The following is a 25021-nucleotide window of genomic DNA, read 5'->3' as shown; positions in this document are numbered from 1 at the left end:
GCGTCAGGATTTTTTATCCGGCGCGGGCGCAGGTGTTGCAGGTGGAGGAGGGGCCTGATCCTTCTTCGCGGTGTTTTCCGCTTCTTTTTCCAGAGGCGGGAGGCCGTTGGCGATCTTTTCCTTCACCTTGGCCTGATCCACATCGTCGCTTTCGCCGATCAATGCGCGGTTCCACTGGTAGACGGCCTCAAGCTTGCGGCCAACGCGCCAATAGGCGTCGCCCAGGTGATCGTTGATCGTGGGATCACCGGCGCGAAGCTCGATAGCGCGCTCCAGTTCTTCCACGGCTTCATCGAATGCGCCGAGGCGGAAATGCGCCCAGCCGAGCGAATCGACGATGTAACCGTCATTCGGGCGAAGCTCCACCGCGCGGCGGATCATGTCGATGCCTTCATCGAGATTGATGTTCTTGTCCACCCAGGAATAGCCCAGATAATTCAGAACCTGCGGTTGCTCGGGGTTCAGTTCCAGCGCGCGCTTGAAGTTCGGCTCCGCCTTGTCCCACTGCTTCAGGCGCTCATAGGCAATGCCGCGCTGGAAGAAGATGGTCCAGTCCGTCTTTTTCGGCACAGCGCCGATCACTTCGACAGCCTTGTCGTAATTGGCCGCCATTGCCGCGTAATCCTTGGCATCCGAAAGCACGGAACCATAGGCAAGGTAGGAGCGGATATCGGCAGGGTCGGATTCCAGCAGCGCCTTCAGGTGCTGGCGCGCCTCATCCACCTTGTCCGTTTGCGCCAGCGTCAGGCCAAGCTGCAATTCGGAAATGCGGTGCATGGGCGAATCGGCAGGCACTTCGCGATAGAAGGCGACGGCTCGGTCCGGCTGCTTTTGTGCTTCGGCAAGGCCACCGAGCAGGATCAGCGTATCCGCGCTCTGCGGATCGAGCGCGCGAGACGTTTGCAGGTAAAGCGTCACGATTTCTTCAGCACCTTCGCGGTTCAGCGCACCGGCAATGGAGAACATGACGGAGGCCGCACCTTCAACGGGGGTCTGAACCTGCTGGTCGGGCTTGTCACCCTTTTCGATGCTCTGGCGAAGCGCCTTCAGCGGCGCGTAGTTCGGTGCAAAGCCATCGCCTACGGCAATGGTGTCCAGCGCCTTCTGCTTGTTCCCGGCCTTGGCTTCAAGACGCGCAAGCGCCATCACGGCGCGCATATATGTGTCGGTTGCCGTTGCACCGCCTTCGCGGTCCGCCACGGCTTCGCCCAGGCTCTTGCGTGCGGCGTCTATATTGCCGGATACGAGCGCGATGGAACCGGCATTGTATTTCTGGAAGATCGAAAACCAGCCGGGGCCCTTCATGCCATTGACCATGGCCAGCGCTTCCTTGCCCTTGCCAGCACCGGCGCGCGCCCAGGCGGAGAGAAGTGTATTGACCATGCGGTCCAGATCGTTCGGGCCGCTATATTTCAGGATTTTCTCGGCGGAGGAAAATTCCTTGTGCTTGATGGCGGCAAGCGCGCGCACGATTGTCGTCACGCGCTCTACGGAACTATCGTCCTTCAGGCTGTCGGCAATCTTTGCGCCAGCCTCGAAATCACCGCTCAATAGTTGAGCGATCATCAGGCGCTGACGGATTTCCGTGTTGGCCGTGTCGAAGTCCAGCGCCTTCTTGTAAAGCGTGATCGCGGTTGCGTAATCCTGATCCACATCGGCAGTGCGGGCGGCAAGGAACGCGCCTGAGAACGTATTGACCTTTTCAGGATCGAACTTGACAGCCGTCTCGGCCTTGGCGTCGGCGGGCTTCGTCTCTGCCAGCGCGGCAGAGCCCGCGCCGATTGTGAGTGCGGCAATGAAAGCCGCGCCGCAGAGAAGACGAATTGCTGGTTTGCGCCGCATGAAGGAACCTTTGCTTTTGTGCTTATGCACCGAAAAATCAGTTTCCCGCCTTACAGTTCGGCGCAGAACGAATGCACCGGGACGCTGTAATGCTTGAATTGGAATGTGGTCTCCCAAACCGGAATCGATTCAGACCACCACGCATCACGTCACGACAGAATGGCTTTTTTGAAGCAAGCCTGCAACAAATTACGCCTCTGATTTTGGATTTGTGAAATGTTGCCGCCGGGCGAAAGATCACCTCACCACGGCAACATTGGGCCTCAGTTCACGCGGTCGATGCAGAAGTCGATGACTTCCATCAAGGCGTCCTTCCAGGGCGATTTCGGCAGGGGCGCCAGCGCATCGCGAGCAATGGTGCCGTAGTGATTGGCGCGGGTGATAGTGTCCGCCAGACCCTTGTATTTCTTGATCAGGCCGAGCGCGACCTCGAGGTTTTCATCCGTGCTTTCGCCATTCTCGATGGCGCGCTTCCAGAATTCACGCTCTTCCGTCGTTCCACGGCGGTAGGAGAGAATGACCGGCAGAGTGATCTTGCCTTCGCGGAAATCATCGCCCGTATTCTTGCCCAGATCGGCGGATTTGCCGCCATAGTCCAGCACGTCATCCACCAGCTGGAAGGCGAGGCCGAGGTTCATGCCATAGGATTTAAGCGCGCTGCGCGTTGCCTTGTCGGTCTTGGCAACGATGGGCCCGACTTCTGCGGCTGCGGCAAAAAGCGCCGCCGTCTTGGCGCGGATGACCTGCAGATAATCGTCTTCCGTCGTTTCCATGTTCTTGGCGACGGAAAGCTGAAGCACTTCGCCTTCGGCAATCACGGAAGCTGCCGTGGAAAGCACGTCGAGAGCATCCAGCGAGCCGACATCCACCATCATGCGGAAGGCCTGACCCAGCAGGAAATCGCCGACGAGAACGCTGGCCTGATTGCCCCAGATGGTGCGGGCGGTGGATTTTCCGCGACGAAGATCGCTCTCATCCACCACGTCATCATGCAGAAGCGTTGCCGTGTGCATGAACTCTACGCTGGTGGCGAGCTTGATGTGGTGATCGCCATCATAGCCGAACATGGAGGCGGAGGCGAGCGTCAGCATGGGGCGCAGGCGCTTGCCACCGGAAGAGATCAGATGGTTGGCAACTTCCGGGATCATCTGCACATCAGAACCGGCCCTGGACAGGATAAGCTGATTAACGCGCTCCATATCCGGACGGGTCAGGTCGACAAGCGGCTTGACGGATGCGAGTTTGTTTTTGCTTTCTTCAAGCGGTATGACGACGCCCAACGGACCGGACTCCTGTTCGAATTTGGGTTTGACAATAGAAAGCGACGTTGGTGGCGGCAAGTGGCGATTTGCCACGCGCCGTTCAAAAATATGGGATTCTTGATGGAAACTTACGTATGCGTGAATTGATCCGTACAAATGACGCCGTTCTGCTCTCTTTCGCAGAAAGCCTGATGAAGGATGCCGGCATCCATTGCCTGATCGCAGATCAGGGCATGAGCATTCTCGAAGGTTCACTGGGCCTGTTGCCGCGCCGCTTCCTTGTGGAAGACGAAAGGTCGGATCAGGCCCGCCGCATTCTTATCGATGCGGGCCTTGCCGACGAACTGCGCGACCACGAGGGCTGAAACGCCATGGTGTCGGAGACCATCGACGCATTCCACCGGGGCCGCTTTCATCTGGTTCAGCCGAAAGGCAGGGGGCACCGGGCGGGTATGGATGCCATGCTGCTCGCCTCGCTTGTAGCCGATGACAAGCCTTGCCGTGTCGCCGATTTGGGCGCAGGGGCAGGGGCCGCTGGCCTTGCTGTGGCAGCGCGTCTGGACACGGCAGAGGTCACGCTTTTCGAACTCTCCGACGAGATGGCCGATTTCGCCCGCCGTAGCATAGCTCTGCCGGAAAATGCCGCCTTTGCAGGCCGCGTAAATGTGCGGCAGGCTGACGTGACCTTGCGCGCCAATGCCCGTGCCGAAGCTGGACTGCTGGATAATCACTTCGATCACGTCATCATGAACCCGCCATACAATGACGCCGAAGACCGCAAGACGCCGGATGCGCTGAAGGCCGCAGCCCATGCCATGACGGACGATCTTTTCGAACACTGGATCCGAACTGCAAGCGCAATCACTGTCTCAAGAGGTCAACTCTCCCTCATCGCCCGCCCGCAATCGGTATCCGACATCATCTCTGCCTGCCACCGCCGCTTCGGCGGCCTGGAAATCACCCTCATCCACCCAAGACCCGGCGAAGACGCCGTCCGCATGCTCATCACCGCCATCAAGGGCTCCCGCGCAAGGCTCACATTTCGCGCCCCGCTCATCATGCACGAAGAAGACAGCCACGCATTTGCGGCTGTAGTGGATGATTTGAGCAATGGGAGGGTGGCTTATAGGAGGCGATGATACGAGGATATGAAGACGTCTATCCGAGTGTTGTAGAAGGGCGCTACGCAGCAATCCTCATCCATCATCCTGAGCGTGTCGAAGGGGAGGTGCCCCCCAAGGGCCTCGAAGGGCGAGGGTTGCGGGCGACCAACTATGCCCTTTGAAAAACCCCAAAGTTTGCAAGGTTGAACTCACCCGACGAATGCGGCAGTTTCACCCTATGGAAGCTACAGTTTATATCCTCAGATGCAGAGATGGTTCCTATTACACCGGCCTGACGAAGCAGCCGGTGGAAGCTCGCGTATGGGAGCATAATGCTGGCATCTATGAGGGCTATACTTCAAAGAGGCTGCCCGTCGAACTGGTGTTCACAGAGACCTACGACCGGATCATCGACGCGATTGAAAGAGAGCGGCAGATCAAGGGTTGGTTGCGGCGAAAAAAGGAAGCTCTCATTGCTTTGGCGTATGAGGCGTTGCCGGAGCTTTCGCGTCGAAAGAGTTTGATGTCTAATTCGGATAGGTAGTGGCGCGGGTGGCCGCCCTGATGGTTCGAGGCTACAGCTTCGCCTCCGCACCTCACCATGAGGGCGGAGAGACCCAAATGCCAACTGATAGCGGTCGTCTTAGGCAAGGGATAGCCTAGATGCAAACAGAGCAACCCTCATCCTGAGGTGCCCCGCAGGGGCCTCGAGGGGCGAGGGTTGCGGGCTGCAGCCTGCGAACCCCACCATCCTTAGCCGAACAAATTATCCCCACCCCACCATTGCGTTTGCCCCCGCGATACATACATCCCCTTGCAGAGTAGAATTGCCAAGAGGATGAGATGGCCGGATTTTTGAAGCGCCTAGTGCCGAAGCGGTTTCGTAAACAGGAATTGATCGTGCCGGTGGTGCGTATGCAAGGGGCGATTATGGCGGGTGGTAGCCAGTTTCGTCCGGCGCTCAATCTGGCTTCCTATGCGCCGCTTCTGGACAAGGCCTTCGGCATGAAGGACGCGCCGGTCGTGGCGATTTCGCTGAATTCGCCCGGCGGATCGCCTGTCCAGTCGCGCATGATCTACAACCGCATTCGCCAGCTTGCGGAAGAGAAGAACAAGAAGGTTCTGATCTTCGTCGAGGATGTCGCGGCATCCGGCGGCTATATGATCGCGCTGGCCGGAGATGAGATCATTGCCGATCCGACATCCATCGTCGGCTCCATCGGCGTGGTTTCCGGCGGCTTCGGTTTTCCGGAAATGTTGCGCAAGATCGGCGTCGAGCGCCGCGTCTATACCGCCGGTGAGAACAAGGCGATCCTCGATCCGTTTCAGCCGGAGAAGGAAGGCGATATCGATTATCTGAAGTCGCTCCAGCTCGAAATCCATAATGTTTTCATCGATATGGTCAAGCTGCGCCGTGGCACAAAGCTCAAGGACGATCCGACGCTGTTTTCCGGCCTGTTCTGGACCGGCATGCGCGGCGTCGATCTTGGCCTTGTGGATGGGCTGGGCGACATGAAGGATGTGCTGCGCCGCCGCTATGGCGAGAAGGTCAAGCTGCAACTCATCAGCGGCAGCCGCAGTCTGTTCGGCAAGAAGGTGCCGGGCGTCGATCTCTCGGCCAATGCCATCGCCGCATCCGCCGCTTCGGGGCTTGCGGAAGTTGCGGAAGAAAAGGCATTGTGGGCCCGATACGGATTGTGATGGAATTGATTTAGATGGCCCAAATGCTGACGCTCGCCCTGCTCGTGATCGGGGCGATCATTCTCTACAAGCGCTTCGTCAACGACGCCGAGAAGCTTTCCGCCAAATCCAAGCGGCAGGAAAAGGAGCGCCAGACAGGCGCTGCCGGGACGCTGGTGAAAGACCCGGAAACGGGTGAGTACCGCGTGAAGAAAGAAGACGAAGTCTGATGGTTCTGGCGCGGCGCGGCTCACCAACCGCCGCCGCCTCCACCCCCACCGCCGGCCCCCGAAAATCCGCCGCCGCCCGAAAAGCTTGAGGACGATGAACTGACCGGTGCCGGAATTGTCGAGGCGATGGTGGACGCCATGGATGACGAGAAGCCGCCGATACGCTCTCCGAAATTGCTGTAATTGCCGCTATACCAGCCGGGGGCGTAAGCCGCCGCACCAGCGGCGGCGGCAGCTAGCCACGTCTCGAACGCCTCGCTCCACGGCTTTTCCACACCAAGCGCCACAGCGTAAGGCAGCAACGTCTCGAAATGCTGCGGCGACATTTGCGGCGCGCCCTGCATGTTCATGCGATCTTTTTCCGCAACGGTTAGATAAAGCCGTAGCCCCTCGATGCCGTCCATCAGCTTACGACCGAGCGGCGTGGGTGCGTCCATCAGGAAGAGGAAAAGCACGTTGATGAGTACGATGAGCGCGACCGCCACCAGCGCAAGCGTGCCGGTGTCATGCGCATGCTCGAAGAACAGTCTGGCAATAAGGCCGAGGATGAGCGTGGCGGCGACAAAGCCCGAGACGGCCATGAAGAGGATTGCTCCCAGCCGTGATAGCAGGCCATCCCACTGTCTGCGCTGCTTGCCGAAAAGGGTCGCGCCCACCGCGAAGAATATCGCTGTCGTTACAAGCGAGATGAAAACCTCGGCATCGCCTTCATCGAACCCGCCGACAATGAGCGTGATGAGAAGGATGGTGAAGCTGAGCATGAGACCACCGACGATGTAACCCATATTGCTCTTGTAATATTTGTTGCGATGTTCCTTCTCGATGGCAGAACGAAAGCTTTCTCCAGCCTTCTGAACCTTCGCGCCGTTGGTTTTATTGATCGTCAGATCATCTCCGGTCGTGCCGATGGAGGACAGCAGCGTGCGCTGCCCAACTGGCAGGCTGTCCTCGATCTTTTTGTCCGTGCGCTTGATGACGAGCGACTTTTTCAAATCCTCGATCGTTACGAAGCCTTTCACGGCAAGATCCAACGCGGTCGCCGCAAGTGCAGTCCAGCCCGCACCGGAAAAACCTCTGTTGTCGATGTAATTCACCAGCGCTGGCGAAACGCCATCCGGCGGGTCCCAGCGCGGAACGATGACACCCGTTGCGGGATCGCGACCGACGGCTGCCCATGCCTTGTAGTAATAGGCCAGCACGATCAGCAGGCCGATGCCAGCGACGATCAGGCCCAGATGATCTCGCAGCCACCAGCGCCTTTCCTGCGAGGCGGACGGCGCATCCAGCACGCCCTTCGGCAGCTGCACCGCAACCGTCATGCCTTCCCCCTCATAGAAGGGGCGGGTGGAGGCGAAGAAGACCTCGTTGCCCTCGGTCAGCACACGCGCATCCTTGCCTTTCGCGCCGAGTTTGCCGGTAAAGACGGCGGTATCGGTGGGCTTTGCGCCCTGGGGAAGCGAGATGGTGGCGGAGATTTCGCGCATGGGAAACTGCCAGCCATTGCCGGTCACGTTCCAGGTCAGCTCGTCATAGGCGTCAAAATAGCGGATCTGCCGGTCGGTCGTGTAGGTGATCTGGAAGATGTGTTCGCCGGTGGGGAGAAGCCGGTCGGCATTGCCCGTATAGATGCGAATGCCGCCTTCGATATTTTCCGTGCGCCAGTCTTCCGGCGCACCATCACGCTCCACGGACACCACGTTGAAACCAACCTTGGTGCGGTTGCCATCCTTATCCAGCGCATAGAGCGGAAAATCACGGAAGATGCCGCGCTTGATGCGGTTGCCTTCCGCCCGCGCGGTAATCGTCTCGGTCACCGTCAGCGTGCCGCTTTTCGCAACATCGACAATCGAGTGGTAGGAGAGGATGAATTCTTCGGCAAAGGCCGGAAGCGCCGTGGCGATGAAGACGAAAAGCGCGAGAATTCGGGCGAATATGGTCTTCACGAGTGCGGTTCTCCCTTTGGCCTTTTCCTCATTTGCGTCTCAGCAAGCAGCGGCACCCCTCACCAAGAAAACCTAAGACTTCGCTTTGCGAAGATCGAGGTTTTCTATCCTCTCCCACAAGGGGAGAGGAAAGGGCGTCGCACCCTTTCGGCTTACTCAAGCTCTGGTAGAATCCAGAGCGGTGCCGCAGATTACCTCTACCCTTGTGGGAGAGGAAGAAAAATCATGGTCTTAGCTTCAGCTAAGTCATAGATTTTTCAGGTGAGGGGTTAGTCTCCGCAACTTACTTATCCACCTCATCATACTTCACACCCAACGACCCCAATGCCTTCCAGTACCCCGGATAGGTCTTGCCCACACAAGCCGGGTTCTGAATGCCGATCCCGCCGGTCTTCAATCCCGCAAGCGCAAAGCTCATGGCGATACGGTGATCGTGGAACGTGCCAATGGACGCATTCACCGTCTGTCCTGCCAGTGCAGGATCGGCATGCACGATCAGATCGTCGCCTTCCTCATGCGCAAGCCCCTTGCTGATCTGGTTGAGGCCGAGCGAAAGCGCGCGGATGCGGTCGCATTCCTTCACGCGCAGATTGGCGATGCCGACGAAGCGGACGGGGGTGTTGTTGTAGGCGGCCAGCACGGCGATGGTCGGGATTGCGTCCTGCATCTGGCTGCCATCGATCTCGGCGGGCAGGTTGGGGAACTGCGCCATCACCGCATGCGCCTTGGCATCCGGCTGGGTGAAGGCTTCGGCAGGCGTGCCGATATCGATCTTGCCGCCGGTCAGCAGTTCCGCGCCCCAGAGATAGGTGGCCGCGGATGCATCGGGCTCGATGTGGAAATCGGTTGCCTTATAACCGGTGGGGTGCACGCGCCACACGGCGTTGCTCACCCGCTCCACCTTCGCGCCGAAGGCTTCCATGGCGGTAACGGTAAGGTCGATATAGCCCTTCGCACCGATGTCCTCACCGGCCAGAATGATGTCGAAAGCCTGCGCACCACAGGGTGCCGCCATCAAAAGGGCCGAGACATACTGGCTGGAGAGATTGCCATCGATGGTGACGCTTTCCCTGGTGAAACCCTTGCCAGTTCCCTTCACCGTCACCGGGGGGCAGCCTGTCGGCGCCGTAGCGTCGATGCCGAGCGCTATCAGCGCATCCACCAGCGGCTTGATTGGGCGTTTGCGCATATGCTCATCGCCATCGACAACGACGGTGCCGTTGACGGAAGCTACGGCGGCGGTGAGGAAGCGCGTTGCGGTTCCGGCATTGCCGAGGAAGAGCGGCTTGTCCGGCGCGGTGAGCACGCCTTGGCTTTCCACCACGAAACTCGTCGCATCCGGCTCGGTCACCTTGACACCCATCGCCTGCAAGGCTTCGGCCATATAAAGCGTATCATCGCTTTTCAGCGCGCCGGTCAGCACGCTTCTGCCCTTGGCAAGACCGGCCAGCAGCAACACGCGGTTGGTGATGGATTTGGAGCCGGGCGGCTCAACCTTGCCGGAAAGCGGATGGTCTGGCGGGGTGATGGTCAGTTCGATCATGTCTTTATCGTCTTCTCGCCAGCGCACTGGCTTCCAGCATTAGAATTTCACGGAAGGAACGGCGCGATCCGCCTCGTTTGTGATCTCGAAATAGGGTGCCTTGGCAAAGCCGAACTGGCCCGCAACGAGATTGGAGGGGAAGCTTTCCACCTTCACATTCAACTCGCGCGCAGCGCCATTATAGTAACGGCGCGACATCTGTATTTCGCCTTCCAGCGTTTCCAGAGAGCGCTGCAATTCCAGAAAGTTCTGGTTGGCCTTCAGGTCCGGATAGGCTTCCGCCAGCGCGAACAGCTTGCCGATGGCCTGCCCGAGCAGACCTTCCGCCTGCGCACGTCCCTCGACATCACCGGCAGGCACGGCCTGCGCACGGTTGCGCAGATTGACCACCTCTTCGAAGGTGCTCTTTTCGTGGGCCGCATAGCCCTTCACGGTTTCGATGAGGTTGGGGATAAGGTCGGCGCGGCGCTTCAACTGAATGTCGATGCCCGACCACGCCTCTTCCTTCATCTGCCGCGATTTGACGAGGCCGTTATAGAAGAAGACGACATAAAGCGCGATTGCCGCGACGATGGTCAATGCGATGAACATGCAGCTTCCCCCTCATGAAAACCCCAACGAGCCGAATGCCCCGGCTCGTCATCATCACCTGACCATTTAAGGCGTCAGGCCGCCGTATTCCAGTTCACACCACCGGCATCCGTCATCAGGAAAGCCTCGCCGCAGGCCTTGGACAGAGTGCGGACGCGCAGAATGTAGCTCTGGCGCTCCGTCACCGAAATCACGCCGCGTGCATCCAGAAGGTTGAAGACGTGGCTTGCCTTGATGCACTGGTCGTAAGCCGGAAACACGCATTTATGCAGCATCTGGTTGGCGTTATCGCCCGGCGCACCAGCGGCCAGAAGCGCCTGGCATTCCTTCTCGGCATCGATGAAATGGCGATGCAGCATGGCCGTATCGGCATATTCGAAGTTATGGCGCGAATATTCCTGCTCTGCCTGCAGGAAGACGTCGCCATAGGAAATCTTCTCGTCGCCTTCGCGGCCGTTGAAGTTCAGGTCATAGACATTGTCCACGCCCTGCACATACATGGCCAGACGCTCGAGACCATAGGTCAACTCACCCGCAACCGGCGAGCACTCGATGCCGCAGACCTGCTGAAAGTAAGTGAACTGCGACACTTCCATGCCATCGCACCAGCATTCCCAACCCAGACCCCAGGCACCCAGCGTCGGGCTTTCCCAGTCATCTTCCACGAAGCGCACATCGTGCAGCAGTGGGTCCAGACCGATGGCCTTCAGCGAGCCGAGATATAGCTCCTGCAAGTTCGACGGGTTCGGCTTCAGAATGACCTGATACTGGTAATAATGCTGCAACCGGTTCGGGTTTTCACCATAACGACCATCGGAAGGACGGCGCGACGGCTGCACATAAGCGGCCTTCCACGGCTTGGGGCCAAGCGCGCGCAGCGTCGTGGCCGGGTGGAACGTGCCCGCACCCACTTCCATATCGTAAGGCTGCAACACTGCGCAGCCCTTGTCCGCCCAGTAATTATGCAGCGTCAGGATCAGCGCCTGAAAGGAACGCTTCGGGTTCATATGGTCTGGAACGTCGGTCATTGCGGTCATCACGGTCAAGAGAGGGTACGTAGGCTTAACCTACATCGGTTGCGGACAGGTGCCATGGGTAGGGGTTAAAGGTCAAGGCTTCTGTGAGATCGTTGCCCTTGAGTGTGCGGCTTACCCCCCTCTGCCCTGCCGGGCATCTCCCCCACAGGTGGGGAGATCGAATCGTGGATAGCTGCCGCCCATCTCTAACCTTGCGGATGGAGCGAAGGTAGCGCCGCTTGCTGATCTCCCCACCTGTGGGGGAGATGCCCGGCAGGGCAGAGGGGGGCGAACTTGCTCTCACGTCAACGATCAATCAACTCACATTAACATTGTGCATTCACCGGAAATTTTGCTAGCAGAGGCCAAAGAAAATCCATCACACCGGAAATTGACCAATGCCTGATCTTCTGCTCGAACTTCGCTCCGAAGAAATCCCCGCCCGCATGCAGCGCAAGGCGGCGGGTGATCTGAAGAAGCTTGTCACCGATGCGCTGGTGGAAAGAGGGCTGACCTATGAAGGTGCGCGCGAATACTGGACGCCGCGCCGCCTGACGCTGGATATTCGCGGCCTTAACGCCCGCTCTGCCGATGTGCGTGAAGAAAAGAAGGGACCGCGCACGGACGCGAACGAGAAAGCCATCGAAGGCTTTCTGCGCGGCGCTGGCCTCTCCGATATTTCGCAGGCGCAGGTGGTTTCCGATCCGAAGAAGGGTGATTTCTACGTCGCCATCGTCAACAAGCCGGGCCGTCCTGCCGAAGAAATCATTGCCGAGGTCATGCCCGGTATCATCCGGTCCTTCCCATGGCCGAAATCCATGCGCTCCGGCTCGGCCTCCATGCCGAAGGGATCGAGCTTTGGCGGCATCGAAGGCAAGGGTTCGGAAAGCCTGCGCTGGGTGCGCCCGCTGCAATCCATCGTCTGCATGTTCGGCCCCGAGCATGACGAAACGCAGGTCATCCCCTTCGAGATCGATGGTGTCGTGGCAGGCAATGTTACCTATGGCCACCGTTTCCACGCACCGGAAGCCATCACGGTACGCCGCTTCGATGATTACGTGGCAAGCCTCGAAAAAGCGAAGGTCATTCTGGATGCCGAGCGCCGCAAGGATATCATCCTGCATGACGCCAAAGATCTGGCTTTCGCAAACGGTCTGGACCTCGTGGAAGATGAAGGCCTGCTGGAAGAAGTCTCTGGCCTCGTCGAATGGCCGCAGGTTCTGATCGGTACCTTCGAGGAAGATTACCTGCAAATACCCGCAGAAATCATCCGCCTGACGATCAAGACCAACCAGAAATGCTTCGTCACCCGCCCGCAAGGCGCGACCGAAGGCCTCTCAAACCGCTTCATTCTGGTCTCCAACATTCAGGCGACAGATGGCGGCAAGGAAATCATCCACGGCAACGGCAAGGTCGTGCGCGCGCGCCTGTCTGATGCCAAGCACTTCTGGACGCGCGATCAGGGCGATCTGCCGGACCTCGAAACGTTGAAGGAATCTGCTGCCAAATTCGGTCTGGACCTTGCCAAGCCGCTCGACCAGCGCATGGCAAAGCTCGACGCGCTGAATGTCACCTTCCATGCCAAGCTCGGCACGCAGGGTGGGCGCGTGGCGCGCATCCGCAAACTGGCGCGTCAACTCGCCCCTATCGTCGGTGCCGATGCCGCTCTGGTAGATCGCGCCGTCGTTCTGGCCAAGGCCGATCTGCGCACGGAAGCCGTGGGTGAATTCCCCGAACTTCAAGGTCTGATGGGCCGCAAATATGCGCTGCTCCAAGGCGAAAACGAAAGCGTCGCCGCTGCCATCGAAGAACACTGGAAGCCGCAAGGCCCAACCGACGCCGTTCCGCGCGACAAGGTTTCGCTAACGGTCGCGCTTGCCGATAAGCTCGACACCCTCGTCGGCTTCTGGGCCATCGATGAAAAGCCGACAGGCTCGAAGGACCCGTTCGCGCTTCGCCGTGCGGCACTTGGTGTTGTGCGTATTATTCTGGAGCGGAATGTGCGGCTGCCGCTGCTCAGCGTTGTTAAAGATCCCGACCTTATCTCCTTCTTCCACGACCGCCTGAAAGTCTATCTCCGCGACCTCGGCGCACGTTACGACCTCATCGAATCCGTGCTGACACCAGAGTCCGATGACTTCCTCATGGTCGCCCGTCGCGTCGAAGCGCTGACCGCCTTCATCACCGGTGAAGACGGCAAGAACCTGCTGGCAGGCACCAAGCGCGCCACGCAACTCCTCGCCGCCGAAGAGAAGAAGGGCACCGTCGTTGCCGACGGCGTTTCAGAAGAACTTTTGAAGCTTGACGCGGAAAAAGCGCTCTATTCTGCCATCAAAACCGCCTCTGCCGACGCGGCAAAGGCCGTGGAAGCGGAAGACTTCCGTTCCGCTATGCAAGCGCTTTCCACGCTGCGTGCGCCAGTCGACAAGTTCTTCGAAGATGTCCTCGTCAACGACGAAGACCTCGCTGTCCGCGCCAACCGTCTGGCTCTGCTGAAGGCTATTCGCGAAGCAACGGGCACGGTTGCCGATTTCTCGAAGATCACGGGCTGAGGAAAACTTGCGCATGGTAACGTTTATGGTACTATGCGCATGATCAGGATCGTTGAATATCTCGATCAAAGGGGTGCGAGCCCCTTCGAGCGTTGGTTCAGTAAGATCGATGCTAGAGCAGCCTCAAAGGTTACGATTGCCTTGACCCGCATGGGACAGGGCAATTTTTCGAACGTGAAAACCGTCGGGTCGGGCGTTCTGGAATACAGGATCGATTATGGACCGGGTTACCGCGTCTATTTCGGTAGAGATGGTGAATCGCTGGTCATTCTGCTGATTGGCGGCACCAAGACCAGACAGCAGAATGATATCGAAGCAGCTCATGCCTTCTGGCAAGATTACAAATCCAGAAAAGGGTCTTGAAGTGGCGCTGACGCGAGAGTTCAGGGAGACAGTGAAGACGAGGGTGGAGAGTGATCCCGATTTTCGCGCTGCTCTCCTGTCCGATGCCGTAGAGCTGTTGCTTGAGGGCGATGTTGAAACCGGCAAGGCGGTGCTTCGCGATTTCATCAATGCGACCATAGGCTTTGAAGCTCTCGCAGTCGAAGTCGATATGCCGTCCAAGAGCCTGATGCGGATGTTCGGTCCGAAGGGAAATCCGCGCGCCGATAATCTGTTTTCCGTCCTTCATGCGTTACAGAAAGATTCGGGCATCCACCTCGCAGTTGCCGCGGCTTGATGAAATCCAAAATCCTCATCAGCGCCTGTCTCCTCGGCCATGCCGTGCGATATGATGGCAAGGGCAAGCCGCTTGCTCATCCGGCTATCGAGCGCTGGCGGGAGGAGGGGCGGTTGGTGACGATCTGTCCGGAAATGGCGGGCGGAATGCCTGTGCCGCGACCACCCGCTGAAATCGAGAACGGTGCTTCCGGGCTTGATGTGCTTGAGGGGCGGGCGCGTGTGCTGGAAGTTACCGGCGCGGATGTGACTGCGGAGTTCATTGCCGGTGCAAGAAAGGCGCTGGCTTTCGCGCAGGAGCACAGTTGCGCCTATGCTTTGCTCATCGATGGAAGTCCGTCATGTGGCTCGACGGCGATTTATGATGGGACGTTTTCGGGTGCGAAACATGCTGGAAACGGTGTGACGGCGGCGTTGCTATCGCAGGCGGGGATTGCTGTATTTTCCCATAAGGATGTCGACGCTTTGGACGCTCTGACCCAATAAAAACGCCGGAGATTTCTCCCCGGCGTCCCTGTCTTCTCAATTTGAAATCCAATCAACTCGCCATGCGCATCTGGTGCGCCATGCCGTGCAGCGAGCCGGACTGGTGGTGCGAAACGCGGAAGGTGCTGATGAGGTTGATCAGTTCTTCGGTGTCTGCGGCCAGCGCTTCTGCCGATGCGGTGGTCTCCTCGGCCATGGCGGCGTTGTGCTGCGTGGCAGCATCCAGCTGGTTCAGCGAAGAGGAGATGGAGCGCAGCGTCGTGTCCTGCTCGGCTGCAGAGTGAGCGATTTTGCTGACGATTTCGCTGGCGGACTTGATCTGGTCGGAGATGCGCTTGAGTGCATCGCCGGTTTCGCCGACGAGACGGACGCCGTTTTCGACTTGATTGGAAGAGCGAGCGATCTGGTCCTTGATTTCCTTGGCTGCTGCTGCGGATTTCTGGGCCAGTTCGCGCACTTCCTGAGCAACGACGGCGAAGCCCTTGCCTGCCTCACCGGCGCGCGCGGCTTCGACACCGGCGTTGAGTGCCAGAAGGTTTGTCTGGAAGGCGATATCGTCGATGACGCCGATGATCTTGGAGATTTCTTCGGCGGATTGCTCGATGCCGCTCATCGCGCCGATCGCTTCTTCAACGATCGTATCGCTGCGGCTGGCATCGGTGCTGATGGAGGTGACGCGCTTTGCGGCTTCGCGCGCGCCTTCGGAGGTCTGGCGAACGGCAACCGTCAGCTCATCCAGCGCTGCGGAGGTTTCCTCAAGGTTCGCGGCCTGACGTTCGGTGCGCTGGGAAAGCTCGTTGGAAGCCTTGCGGATTTCGTCCTTCGAACCGCCGATGTCGACGCTCTTCGTGTTCACCTTCGTCATGGCCGCATCGAGATGCAAGATGGCTTCGTTGAAATTGTCACGCAGATCGGAATAGCGTGTGCCGAGATCGCGGCAGCGAACGGTAAGGTCACCGGCAGCGAGCTTTTCCAGCGCTTCGCCGATGGTGGAGACGACGCGGGCCTGAAGCTCGGCTTCGTCGCGCTGCATGTCGATATTGGTCTGGCGCTCGGTATCCAACTGAAGCTGCTGCTCTTCCTGACGCGCCTGCATGGCGTGGCGCTCGCGCACCTTCTGCTGAAGCGACGCGGTGGCCTTCGCCATCAGACCCACTTCATTCTTCATTTCCGTGTGCGGAATGGTCATCGCAACGTTTTCATTGGCCACTTCGCCAAGCGCGCGGTGAATATCGCTGAGCGGCTTGGTGATGCCGCGGATAACGTAATAGGCCAGCGCAAGACCAAGACCGAAAACGAGAATACCGACCGAGAGCGCGCCGATGATGGTTGAGCGAACCTGCGCCTGAAGATCGTCAACATAGACGCCGGTCACGACCACCACCTGCCAGGGCTCGAACGCCATGGCGTAGGAGCTTTTCAGGAAGCCGTCGCCTTCCTGTCCGGGCTTCGGGCCGTAGAAGCTGGTTTCGCCGCCGCCAGCGCGCGCCAGACGCACCAACTCGTCGCGGTAGTTGAAGCCCTGGCTGTCTGGCTTGCCCTTGAAGCTCTGTCCGACGCGCTTGGGGTCTGGATGGAAGAGCATCTTCACATCGTAGTCATAGCCGAACATGTAACCATCCGGCACGTACTTCATCGAAGAGACGATGGCGAAGGCCTGTTTCTGTGCTTCCTCGCGGGTGAGCGCGCCAGCCTTTTCCTTGTCGTAGAAGGACTGAAGAATGGAGATGGACGACTGCACCTGCGTCCGCAGCATGCCGTAGCGCTCTTCATAAATGGCGTTGACGGAGGATTTGATCTGGAAATAGGTCGCAACAGTGAAAGCCGCCATAAGCGCGATCACCAGCATGATCAGTTGGCGGGAAATGGGGAGGTTCTTCATCGTCGCTCTCGAAAAACGTTGCGCCATCGGCTGCCGAGGGCGTCAAACAAGCTTGTTTTCTGGGGAAATGCGCATCCTGCGCCAAACATGTGCTGCATCGCACATTCTTCATTTCAGGAAGCGTCAGAAATTTGAAGAAATGCTTAAGTAAGCGCCCGGCAGAGCAGTGCCGAGAAAAATAAATTGCGTTTTATCAAAAACAGAGCAACGGCGTTCCATTGCTGGTTGTCCAATACAGCGATCGGACGACTCTGGATAATCGTGTGGTAAATCTAGTTGGATTGGCGCAGCGGTAGCGACGTGATGCTATCCAGCCCGCGAAGATCGGCATCGGCCACGCCTTCTGCCCGCCCGGTCGGGCGCTCCACCGCAGCCGTGGTCGTTTCGCTATCGATCTGCACGGGGGCATCGGCTGCCACCGGCGCATTCTCCTGCGGAAGCCAGATTGGGTTGGAGCTGACGAAGGTGACGGGTGATCCGCCAAGCCAGGCTTCGGTGCGCACTGTTTGCCTGTGGCCACCGATATCGCGAATGGAAACGTTCTGCGTTCCCGGCTGCAGGGTGGTTACTGGCTGAGGCGCGGTTTTTGGTGCAGGGCGCGGGCAGCCTTCGCAGGAAATGGCGATGATACTGTCATTTGCCGTGCGCGAGCCATGCACCACCTCGATGGAGGATGCCATTGCCGTGCCGTTTGCCAGCACCAGTGCAGCCGTCAGAACAACCTTGCGCATATCAAAACCCCGTATCTTTAACCGAGGCTGATCCTAAGCACTGTTCCTTTCCATCAGGTCAGGATGTTTGGTAAAAATTGAGCGAAATGCCGATTGTTACTTCGCTTTTTCACGGGCAACCGCCTGCCAGCCGATATCGCGGCGGCAGAAGCCATTGTCCCACTTTACCTTGTCGACAAGGGCGTAAGCGCGGGCCTGAGCCTCGCCGACAGTGTTGCCGAAGGCGGTCACGTTCAGCACGCGCCCGCCGGTCGCAACCAGCTGACCATCCTTCAAGGCTGTGCCAGCATGAAACACCTTGGCGTCATCGCTCGCCTCAGGGATGAAGGTGATCGGCGTATTCTTGTCATAAGAAGCCGGGTAGCCCTTGGAGGCGAGAACGACCGTCAGCGCCGGGTCATCGCGCCATTCTGCGGTTACCTGATCCAGCGTGCCGGTGGCCGTGGCATAGAGGATCGGCAGCAGATCGCTCTTCAGCCGCATCATCAGCACCTGGCATTCGGGATCACCGAAGCGGACGTTATATTCAATGAGTTCCGGGCCTTTCTTCGTGATCATCAGGCCCGCGAAGAACACGCCGGAGAAGGGATTGCCATCCTTCGCCATGCCCGTGATCGTCGGCTCGATGATCTCCTTCATCGTGCGCTGAACCATCTCCTCGGTCATGACCGGGGCCGGGGAATAGGCACCCATGCCACCGGTGTTCGGGCCGGTGTCGCCGTCGCCCACGCGCTTGTGGTCCTGCGCGGTGGCAAGGGCCAGTGCGGTCTTGCCATCGGAGAGGCAGAAGAAGCTTGCCTCTTCACCGTCGAGAAAGGCCTCGACCACCACTTCCGCACCCGCCGCACCAAATGCACCTTCGAAGCAATCATCGATGGCGGCCAGAGCTTCGCCTTCCGTCATGGCAACGGTCACGCCCTTGCCAGCGGCCAGACCATCCGCCTTGATGACGATGGGTGCGCCCTGTTCGCGAACATAGGCTTTCGCCGGTTCGGCAGCCTTGAAGCGCCGGTAAGCACCGGTTGGAATATCGTAGCGCGCGCAGAGGTCCTTGGTGAAGCCCTTGGAGCCTTCCAGCTGCGCGGCAGCCTTGGAGGGGCCGAATGTGGCAATGCCTGCTGCGCGAAGATCATCTGCGAGACCGGCGACCAGAGGCGCTTCCGGGCCGACGACCACGAAGTCGATGGCGTTTTCTTTGGCAAAAGCAATCACTGCTGCGTGGTCTTCGACATTGAGCGACACCAGCGTCGCATGGTCTGCAATGCCGGGATTGCCGGGTGCGGCAAAAAGTTCGGTCAGCTTGGGGGATTGGGCAATCTTCCATGCCAGCGCATGCTCGCGACCACCGGAACCGATCAACAGAACTTTCATGCTCAACACCCCTGTTTCGAATTCCTTGCGGCGTTAAGGGCAGGGGGGCGAAAGGTCAAGACGTATATGGAGATTTGCCGGGTGTAAGTGTGGCGAGAGGAAGTCGATTTCCCCTCCGTCATGCCGGACTTGATCCGGCATCCAGTCGACGCGCGTCTGCGCGGCGAAAGGAGTCCTTTCAGACCAAAGACTTGGTCTGACTAGACCCCGCATCAAGTGCGGGGTGACGGAGGGTGGAGCCATGCTTTTCTGTGGAATCGCTGCGCCACCATGTTGTCATGCCACAATCAGCCCTTATGTTCGGCCAGATTTTCAAAAGTTTCAGAGAACCATATGTCCGCAGATAACGCCCGCCTAGCTCCGACCATCGCTTCCGAAATCAACGCCCGTGCCGAACAGGTGAAGGCGGCGATACAGTTGCTGGATGAGGGCGCGACCGTTCCCTTCATTGCGCGCTATCGTAAGGAAGTGACGGGCGGGCTGGATGATACGCAGCTTCGCACGTTGGCCGAGCGCCTGTCCTATCTGCGCGAACTCAATGCACGCCGCGCCTCCATCGTCGATTCCATCACCGGTCAGGACAAGATGACCGATGAGCTGATGGTGAAGATCATGCAGGCGGCGACCAAGGCGGAACTTGAAGACCTTTATCTGCCCTATAAGCCGAAGCGCCGGACGCGTGCGGAAATCGCGCGCGAACGCGGCCTTGGCCCACTGGCGGAGGCAATCTGGGAGAACCGCGCCGCCGATCCGGCCAAGCTGGCAGAGGCATACGTGAAGGGCGAGGTTGCCGATGTGAAGGCCGCCTTGGAAGGTGCGCGCGATATCGTTGCCGAAACCATGACGGAAAATGCCGACCTGTTGAAGCGCCTGCGCGATTACATGCGCCAGAACGCCATGCTCCGCGCCAAGGTGGTGGATGGCAAGCAGGCGGCAGGCGAGAAATTCTCCGATTATTTCGACCATACGGAAAAATGGGCAACCGCGCCTGGCCACCGCGCACTGGCCATGCTGCGCGGCTGGAACGAAGAGGTTTTGACGCTGACAATCGATGTGGATGCGGATGATGCTTCACCAGTCAAGCCCGCGCAGCGCACTATCGCCAGTACTTTCGAAATCCGCAATGCCGGTCCAGCCGATCAATGGCTGATGGATGTCGCTGGCTGGACCTGGCGCGTGAAGCTTTCCATGTCGCTCTCGCTCGACCTGATGCGCGAACTGCGCGAGCGGGCAGAGGAAGAAGCGATCCATGTTTTCGCCCGTAACCTCAAAGACCTGCTGCTGGCAGCGCCCGCCGGTTCGCGCGCAACCATGGGCCTCGATCCGGGCATCCGCACCGGCGTCAAGGTCGCGATCGTGGATGGCACGGGCAAGCTGCTGGACACGACGACGGTTTATCCTTATCCCCCAAAGAATGATATTCGCGGCACGCAGGCGGAGCTTGCCTCGCTCATTCGCAAGCATAATGTGGAGCTGATCGCCATCGGCAACGGTACTGGCAGCCGCGAGACGGAAAAGCTCGTGGCCGATATGCTGACGCAGATCACCGGGCCGAAGCCGACCAAGGTCATCGTGTCGGAAGCGGGCGCGTCGGTCTATTCCGCCTCGGAACGCGCTGCCGCTGAATTCCCCAACCTCGACGTCTCCCTTCGCGGTGCCGTCTCCATCGCCCGCCGTCTGCAAGACCCGCTGGCGGAACTGGTGAAAATCGAGCCGAAATCCATCGGCGTCGGGCAATATCAGCATGATGTCGATCAGGGCAAACTCTCTCGCTCGCTGGATGCGGTGGTGGAAGATGCGGTGAATGCCGTCGGTGTCGATCTTAACACTGCATCCGCACCCTTGCTGGCGCGGGTTTCCGGTCTGGGTGCATCCATTGCCGATGCCATCGTTTTGCATCGCGATCAGGTCGGCCCCTTCGCCAGCCGCAAGGAACTGTTGAAAGTGCCGCGTCTTGGACCGCGCGCATTTGAACAATGCGCAGGCTTCCTGCGCATTCCAAACGGCAAAGAGCCGCTCGATGCCTCCTCCGTTCACCCGGAAGCCTATGTCGTGGCCAAGAAGATCGTTGCTGCCTGCGGTCGTGATCTCAGAACCCTGATGGGTGATAGCGCAACGCTGAAGGCACTGGACCCGAAAGCCTTTATCGATGAGCGCTTCGGTCTTCCGACCGTCAAGGACATCATCGCCGAGCTTGAAAAGCCTGGCCGCGACCCGCGCCCGAGCTTCAAGACCGCGACATTTGCCGATGGCGTGGATGAAATAACCGACCTGAAGCCCGGCATGCTGCTGGAAGGCACGGTGACCAACGTCGCCGCTTTCGGCGCCTTCGTGGATATCGGTGTCCATCAGGATGGTCTGGTCCATGTCAGCCAGCTGGCAGACCGCTTCATCAAGGACCCGCATGAGGTCGTCAAGGCGGGTGATGTGGTGAAGGTTCGCGTGGTGGAGGTGGATGTGAAGCGCAAGCGCATCGGCTTGACCATGCGCAAGGATGGCGGCGAGGCCGCTCCTCAGTCCATGCGCGAAAAAGGCAATGCCAACGCCATGCGCCACGCCACCGCCAAGCCAAAGGAGCGGGCAGAGCCCGCACAATCAGGAGGTGCGCTGGCGGCGGCTCTGGCCGAAGCCATGAAGCGTCGCTGACCCTTGGTTGAAAAAGCACCTTCCCTGATGAGGGAAGGTAGCTGTTGTTCAATGAAATCGTTCAGTATTTTTGAAAATACGACGGCTTGAAACTTTAGCGGAAAGAGATACGGTCACTTCGATAATAAGTGAGACTTAGCTTATTAAAGGGGGTAAAATGGCCTCGTCTCTGCATGCTTTGTTTGAGAAAATAGTCAAGACCGGTGATCTGGTCGTTACCGGGCCGGGAGGTCTCCATGTCTATGGAGATGGCCGCGGAAAACGCGTCGCCCTCAATTTCACCGATGAAGCGGCCATGCAGGAGATTGCCGCTGATCCGGCTCTCAAGCTGGCGGAAATCTACATGGAAGGGCGGATGTCCGTCGTTGAAGGCGACATCTATGATTTTCTGGCGCTGATCAAAAGCAACACGCTGAGCGAAGCGCTGACCTTCGGCATGGTGTGGCGCGGCATGGCCCGCATCATCGCCTCGCGCATCAAGATGCATATGCCGGTCAACCACAACAGACAGAATGTGGCGCATCATTACGATCTGAGCGCCAAGCTGTTCGACCTGTTTCTGGATGATGACTGGCAATATTCCTGCGCCTATTTCAACCCGCCCGGCATCACGCTGGATGAGGCCCAAGTCGCCAAGAAGCGGCACATCGTTGCGAAACTCATGCCAGAACCGGGACAGCGGGTGCTGGAAATCGGTTCGGGCTGGGGTGGCATGGCCATGTATCTGGCCGAAAGCTCCGACGTGGATGTAACGGGCATTACGCTCAGCGAAGAACAGTTGCGCGTGTCGCGAGATCGCGCCCAGAAGCGCGGCCTGACGGACACGGTTCGCTTCGAGCTTCAGGATTATCGCTACCTGCCTCCCGCAACGAAATACGACCGCATCGTCTCCGTCGGCATGTTCGAACATGTCGGTCCGACGCATTACAAGGAGTATTTCCACAAGGCGGCGGAAGTGCTGGAGGATGACGGCGTCATGCTGCTGCACTCCATCGGCCAGCCTTACCCGGCACTCGCCACCAACCCCTTCATCGAAAAATACATTTTCCCCGGCGGCTATATTCCTTCGCTCGCGGAAGTCACGCCTGCCATTGAGAAGGCGGGGCTGCTGGTCAAGGACATCGAAATCCTGCCCATGCACTACGCCCACACACTGCGCCACTGGCGCCAACGTTTCGTAGCGCGCAAGGCGGAAGCAGTGGCACTCTACGACGAACGCTTCTTCCGCATGTGGGAATTCTATCTCGCGGGCTCCGAAATGGCCTTCACCCATGAGAATTTCCATATCTTCCAGATCCAGCTCGCCAAGCGTGGAGGGGTGGTGCCGGATAACAGGGATTACATCGCACGAAATGAGGCGCGTTTGATGGAGTTCGAGAAGACGCGGGCGCCTTTGGAGAAGATTGTGTTTTGAGCAGATTCGTCAGCTTCCTCATTCCTGTCCTTGTGACAGGAATCCAGTCGACGCGCGTCTGCGCGGCGGGAAGAGTCTTTTCAGCCCAATGACTTGGGCTGGCTGGATTCCTGTGACGAGCACAGGAATGAGGGAGGTGACCAAATCGCCTCTTAACAAAAGCTGAAACCCAGCTACCCACTCTCGCTCCGATACGCTAAAACCCTGCCATGGTTGACCACAGCGATCTTTCTGGCCGCGTTTCGGACGCGCCGTCCAATAATTGGGTTTATCGGATTTTGCCGAGAAGCCTTTGGCCCTATGCGCAGCTGGCCCGGTGGGATCGTCCCATTGGCTGGCAGTTGTTGATGTGGCCGTGCTTCTGGTCGGCGGCGCTGGCGGCCAATGTGGCGAAGCCTCTGGGGGAATTTTCCTGGGGTATGCTGCTGTTCCACCTCTTCCTGTTTTTCGCAGGCTCCGTCGCCATGCGCGGTGCAGGCTGCACCTATAATGATCTTGTCGATCACAAGATCGATATGGCTGTGGCGCGCACGCGCTCTAGGCCGCTGCCATCGGGCAGGGTCACGCGTAGCCAAGCGAAAATCTTTATCGTGGTGCAGGCGCTCGTCGGTTTGGCCGTGCTGCTCTGCTTCAACGGTTTTTCGATCCTGCTGGGTATCGCCTCGCTGATTTTCGTCGCGATCTATCCCTTCGCCAAACGCTTCACCAACTGGCCGCAGTTCTTCCTCGGGCTTGCCTTCAACTGGGGCGCGCTGATGGGTTGGTCGGGTCAATTCGGGTCACTGTCCATTTCGCCGGTGCTGCTTTATGTGGGCGCGATTGCCTGGACGATCGGATATGACACAATCTACGCCCATCAGGACAAGGAAGACGATGTGTCTGTGGGAATCGGCTCCACGGCTCTCCTGTTCGGAGACAGGACACATGGCTGGCTGATTGGCCTTTATGGCACAACTCTGCTGTTCATGGTGCTGGCCTTCATCACGGCGGGCGTTAACGTGCTTGCTTATTCCGGCCTTGCCGTTGCGGCTTTCATGCTCGTTCGGCAAATCATGGTACTGGATATCAACAATGTGGCGCAGTGCCTTGCGCTGTTCAAATCTAACAACCGCGTGGGCGTCCTGATTTTTGCGGGCCTGCTGCTGCCGCTGATCTTTGCATAAAGAAAAGCCCGGCTGCAGGGCGCCGGGCTTTTTCTCGTCCGTACTTGAACCGCCTGTTCGGCAGGTTCCGTGGATCAGCTACGGGCGATGATTTCTTTGCCTTCGATGCGCATCGTCATGCCCAGCGAACCGGTGCTGCGGCGAACGAGGAAGCGGGGACGGCGATCTGCGAAATAGGAGTGGCGGCGGCGTGGGCGCGTCGTCTTGGTGCGCACGTTGCCGATGTGGTCTTCCAGCGGGCGGGCAACGCCATCGGCTTCCACCATCAGCATGGGAATACGGTACTTTTCCGACCAGCTGCGCCAATCGGCAGCGATGTCGCACAGGTCATGCGCCACCAGAAGCGGGATGCAGAGATCGGGATCGTCGTGGTGCAGTTCCAGCGTCACGGTAACCTGACCATCGCCATGGTCGATTGCCCGGGCCGCGACGCCTTTGAAGGCGCGAGCGGGAAGCGCAAACGACAGCGGAAGGCCGCTTGAATTCAGAACTTTACGCAAAACTGCGCCGCGCTCATCGAGCGTGATAGCGACATCGGCTGAACCGTTACCCTTGCCATACGTCAGCTGCTGCGGGAACCGCGTGGGATCGAGCCGGAGAGTTGCGCCTGCCCATTCGGGCTTCAGAACGGTGTTGGTCATATCATGCTATCCTTGTTTTACCTGAGAGCCGTTTCATGGTCTCGTTCGGGACTTTTCGTCCTCTGATAGGGTGAAGATAGCGAGCGCATGTTCGAGACAACTTAAAAATCGAGGTTAAGAAAACTTTGCATTCCCAAATGGTTAGCAAAACGCAGCCGGGTAAGGTTTCGAATTCCTGAATTGGGATGACACCGCAGGGCGCAGCAACTGCGCGCGGAAAGGCGACAAATCCCCGGAAAACAAAACC

22 protein-coding genes are annotated in these 25021 nt (G+C 58.7%); 12 read left to right on the top strand and 10 right to left on the bottom strand.

All coding sequences use genetic code 11. From position 1 onward, the window contains the following. Window positions 1-3: 3 nt before the first annotated feature. Window positions 4-1842, bottom strand: a complete 1839-nt coding sequence (locus CFBP5473_RS12165; protein ID WP_027673932.1) for a tetratricopeptide repeat protein — start codon at window positions 1840-1842, stop codon at window positions 4-6. A gap of 263 nt (window positions 1843-2105) precedes the next feature. Then, on the bottom strand, window positions 2106-3122 hold the full coding sequence (locus tag CFBP5473_RS12160) for a polyprenyl synthetase family protein (RefSeq protein WP_027673933.1): 1017 nt from the start codon (window positions 3120-3122) through the stop codon (window positions 2106-2108). A 116-nt stretch (window positions 3123-3238) separates the two neighbouring features. Between CFBP5473_RS12160 and CFBP5473_RS12155 the strand changes: the two genes are divergently transcribed. From CFBP5473_RS12155 to CFBP5473_RS12135, 5 genes are all read left to right on the top strand, one after another. Beyond that, a complete protein-coding gene (locus CFBP5473_RS12155) occupies window positions 3239-3469 on the top strand; it encodes a putative signal transducing protein (RefSeq protein WP_027673934.1) in 231 nt (76 codons plus the stop codon). Between the two features lie 6 nt (window positions 3470-3475). Continuing rightward, window positions 3476-4243 carry a tRNA1(Val) (adenine(37)-N6)-methyltransferase gene (locus CFBP5473_RS12150; RefSeq protein WP_027673935.1) on the top strand — a complete coding sequence of 256 codons (768 nt, stop codon included), beginning with the start codon at window positions 3476-3478 and terminating at the stop codon, window positions 4241-4243. A gap of 202 nt (window positions 4244-4445) precedes the next feature. Continuing rightward, window positions 4446-4751: a GIY-YIG nuclease family protein gene (locus tag CFBP5473_RS12145; protein WP_027673936.1), complete on the top strand. Its 306-nt coding sequence runs from the start codon at window positions 4446-4448 to the stop codon at window positions 4749-4751. Window positions 4752-5050: 299 nt separating this feature from the next. Beyond that, window positions 5051-5908 carry a S49 family peptidase gene (locus tag CFBP5473_RS12140; RefSeq protein ID WP_027673937.1) on the top strand — a complete coding sequence of 286 codons (858 nt, stop codon included), beginning with the start codon at window positions 5051-5053 and terminating at the stop codon, window positions 5906-5908. A 14-nt stretch (window positions 5909-5922) separates the two neighbouring features. Continuing rightward, a complete protein-coding gene (locus CFBP5473_RS12135; RefSeq protein WP_027673938.1) occupies window positions 5923-6117 on the top strand; it encodes a membrane protein in 195 nt (64 codons plus the stop codon). A 20-nt stretch (window positions 6118-6137) separates the two neighbouring features. On the opposite strand, the gene CFBP5473_RS12130 is transcribed toward CFBP5473_RS12135, so the two are convergent. The 4 genes from CFBP5473_RS12130 to CFBP5473_RS12115 all read right to left on the bottom strand — a co-directional run bounded on the left by CFBP5473_RS12130 (window position 6138) and on the right by CFBP5473_RS12115 (window position 11231). Then, entirely contained in the window at window positions 6138-8060 is a 1923-nt protein-coding gene (locus tag CFBP5473_RS12130) for a DUF2207 domain-containing protein (protein ID WP_027673939.1), read from the bottom strand. A gap of 283 nt (window positions 8061-8343) precedes the next feature. Then, window positions 8344-9603 carry a 3-phosphoshikimate 1-carboxyvinyltransferase gene (aroA, locus tag CFBP5473_RS12125; protein ID WP_027673940.1) on the bottom strand — a complete coding sequence of 420 codons (1260 nt, stop codon included), beginning with the start codon at window positions 9601-9603 and terminating at the stop codon, window positions 8344-8346. 39 nt (window positions 9604-9642) lie between these two features. Beyond that, window positions 9643-10194, bottom strand: a complete 552-nt coding sequence (locus CFBP5473_RS12120) for a LemA family protein (protein WP_027673941.1) — start codon at window positions 10192-10194, stop codon at window positions 9643-9645. Between the two features lie 74 nt (window positions 10195-10268). After that, window positions 10269-11231 carry a glycine--tRNA ligase subunit alpha gene (locus CFBP5473_RS12115; protein ID WP_027673942.1) on the bottom strand — a complete coding sequence of 321 codons (963 nt, stop codon included), beginning with the start codon at window positions 11229-11231 and terminating at the stop codon, window positions 10269-10271. 377 nt (window positions 11232-11608) lie between these two features. Between CFBP5473_RS12115 and glyS the strand changes: the two genes are divergently transcribed. The 4 genes from glyS to CFBP5473_RS12090 are packed head-to-tail and all read left to right on the top strand — an operon-like array spanning window position 11609 to window position 14926. Further along, a complete protein-coding gene (gene glyS / locus CFBP5473_RS12105; protein WP_027673943.1) occupies window positions 11609-13762 on the top strand; it encodes a glycine--tRNA ligase subunit beta in 2154 nt (717 codons plus the stop codon). Window positions 13763-13804: 42 nt separating this feature from the next. Continuing rightward, window positions 13805-14125 carry a type II toxin-antitoxin system RelE/ParE family toxin gene (locus CFBP5473_RS12100; RefSeq protein ID WP_027673944.1) on the top strand — a complete coding sequence of 107 codons (321 nt, stop codon included), beginning with the start codon at window positions 13805-13807 and terminating at the stop codon, window positions 14123-14125. A gap of 1 nt (window position 14126) precedes the next feature. Continuing rightward, window positions 14127-14441, top strand: a complete 315-nt coding sequence (locus CFBP5473_RS12095) for a helix-turn-helix domain-containing transcriptional regulator (RefSeq protein WP_027673945.1) — start codon at window positions 14127-14129, stop codon at window positions 14439-14441. Continuing rightward, window positions 14441-14926 carry a 2-thiouracil desulfurase family protein gene (locus CFBP5473_RS12090; RefSeq protein WP_027673946.1) on the top strand — a complete coding sequence of 162 codons (486 nt, stop codon included), beginning with the start codon at window positions 14441-14443 and terminating at the stop codon, window positions 14924-14926. Before CFBP5473_RS12095 ends, CFBP5473_RS12090 begins: the two co-directional genes overlap by 1 nt. Before the next feature lie 52 nt (window positions 14927-14978). Here CFBP5473_RS12090 and CFBP5473_RS12085 read toward each other — a convergent pair whose 3' ends face one another. The 3 genes from CFBP5473_RS12085 to purD form a co-directional block, all read right to left on the bottom strand. Beyond that, window positions 14979-16808, bottom strand: a complete 1830-nt coding sequence (locus tag CFBP5473_RS12085; RefSeq protein WP_027673947.1) for a methyl-accepting chemotaxis protein — start codon at window positions 16806-16808, stop codon at window positions 14979-14981. A gap of 272 nt (window positions 16809-17080) precedes the next feature. Further along, window positions 17081-17539, bottom strand: a complete 459-nt coding sequence (locus CFBP5473_RS12080) for a plant virulence effector HPE1-like domain-containing protein (RefSeq protein ID WP_051441152.1) — start codon at window positions 17537-17539, stop codon at window positions 17081-17083. 96 nt (window positions 17540-17635) lie between these two features. Then, complete coding sequence (purD, locus tag CFBP5473_RS12075; RefSeq protein ID WP_027673948.1) at window positions 17636-18910, bottom strand: phosphoribosylamine--glycine ligase; 1275 nt, start codon at window positions 18908-18910, stop codon at window positions 17636-17638. A 333-nt stretch (window positions 18911-19243) separates the two neighbouring features. Between purD and CFBP5473_RS12070 the strand changes: the two genes are divergently transcribed. The 3 genes from CFBP5473_RS12070 (at window position 19244) to ubiA (ending at window position 24133) form a co-directional block, all read left to right on the top strand. Further along, window positions 19244-21556 (top strand): Tex family protein, encoded by a 2313-nt coding sequence (locus tag CFBP5473_RS12070; RefSeq protein WP_027673949.1) that lies wholly within the window; start codon window positions 19244-19246, stop codon window positions 21554-21556. A 157-nt stretch (window positions 21557-21713) separates the two neighbouring features. Next, complete coding sequence (locus CFBP5473_RS12065) at window positions 21714-22970, top strand: SAM-dependent methyltransferase (RefSeq protein ID WP_027673950.1); 1257 nt, start codon at window positions 21714-21716, stop codon at window positions 22968-22970. Between the two features lie 209 nt (window positions 22971-23179). Then, window positions 23180-24133, top strand: coding sequence for a 4-hydroxybenzoate octaprenyltransferase (gene ubiA, locus CFBP5473_RS12060; RefSeq protein ID WP_027673951.1), 954 nt, complete (start codon window positions 23180-23182; stop codon window positions 24131-24133). Window positions 24134-24207: 74 nt separating this feature from the next. Here ubiA and CFBP5473_RS12055 read toward each other — a convergent pair whose 3' ends face one another. After that, window positions 24208-24774 carry a DUF6101 family protein gene (locus tag CFBP5473_RS12055; RefSeq protein WP_027673952.1) on the bottom strand — a complete coding sequence of 189 codons (567 nt, stop codon included), beginning with the start codon at window positions 24772-24774 and terminating at the stop codon, window positions 24208-24210. Window positions 24775-25021 lie beyond the last annotated feature (247 nt).

The sequence above is a fragment of the Agrobacterium larrymoorei genome (assembly GCF_005145045.1).
In the GTDB taxonomy this organism is placed as follows: domain Bacteria; phylum Pseudomonadota; class Alphaproteobacteria; order Rhizobiales; family Rhizobiaceae; genus Agrobacterium; species Agrobacterium larrymoorei.
This window is presented reverse-complemented; position numbering and strand designations above follow the sequence as displayed.

Coding starts and splice junctions, on each gene's coding strand:
- CFBP5473_RS12055 (WP_027673952.1), bottom strand. CDS start 24,774: ATGACCAACACCGTTCTGAAGCCCGAATGGGCAGGCGCAACTCTCCGG.
- glyS (WP_027673943.1), top strand. CDS start 11,609: ATGCCTGATCTTCTGCTCGAACTTCGCTCCGAAGAAATCCCCGCCCGC.
- CFBP5473_RS12090 (WP_027673946.1), top strand. CDS start 14,441: ATGAAATCCAAAATCCTCATCAGCGCCTGTCTCCTCGGCCATGCCGTG.
- CFBP5473_RS12120 (WP_027673941.1), bottom strand. CDS start 10,194: ATGTTCATCGCATTGACCATCGTCGCGGCAATCGCGCTTTATGTCGTC.
- CFBP5473_RS12140 (WP_027673937.1), top strand. CDS start 5,051: ATGGCCGGATTTTTGAAGCGCCTAGTGCCGAAGCGGTTTCGTAAACAG.
- CFBP5473_RS12155 (WP_027673934.1), top strand. CDS start 3,239: ATGCGTGAATTGATCCGTACAAATGACGCCGTTCTGCTCTCTTTCGCA.
- CFBP5473_RS12135 (WP_027673938.1), top strand. CDS start 5,923: ATGGCCCAAATGCTGACGCTCGCCCTGCTCGTGATCGGGGCGATCATT.
- CFBP5473_RS12115 (WP_027673942.1), bottom strand. CDS start 11,231: ATGACCGCAATGACCGACGTTCCAGACCATATGAACCCGAAGCGTTCC.
- CFBP5473_RS12150 (WP_027673935.1), top strand. CDS start 3,476: ATGGTGTCGGAGACCATCGACGCATTCCACCGGGGCCGCTTTCATCTG.
- CFBP5473_RS12165 (WP_027673932.1), bottom strand. CDS start 1,842: ATGCGGCGCAAACCAGCAATTCGTCTTCTCTGCGGCGCGGCTTTCATT.
- CFBP5473_RS12065 (WP_027673950.1), top strand. CDS start 21,714: ATGGCCTCGTCTCTGCATGCTTTGTTTGAGAAAATAGTCAAGACCGGT.
- CFBP5473_RS12145 (WP_027673936.1), top strand. CDS start 4,446: ATGGAAGCTACAGTTTATATCCTCAGATGCAGAGATGGTTCCTATTAC.
- CFBP5473_RS12070 (WP_027673949.1), top strand. CDS start 19,244: ATGTCCGCAGATAACGCCCGCCTAGCTCCGACCATCGCTTCCGAAATC.
- aroA (WP_027673940.1), bottom strand. CDS start 9,603: ATGATCGAACTGACCATCACCCCGCCAGACCATCCGCTTTCCGGCAAG.
- CFBP5473_RS12080 (WP_051441152.1), bottom strand. CDS start 17,539: ATGCGCAAGGTTGTTCTGACGGCTGCACTGGTGCTGGCAAACGGCACG.
- purD (WP_027673948.1), bottom strand. CDS start 18,910: ATGAAAGTTCTGTTGATCGGTTCCGGTGGTCGCGAGCATGCGCTGGCA.
- CFBP5473_RS12085 (WP_027673947.1), bottom strand. CDS start 16,808: ATGAAGAACCTCCCCATTTCCCGCCAACTGATCATGCTGGTGATCGCG.
- ubiA (WP_027673951.1), top strand. CDS start 23,180: ATGGTTGACCACAGCGATCTTTCTGGCCGCGTTTCGGACGCGCCGTCC.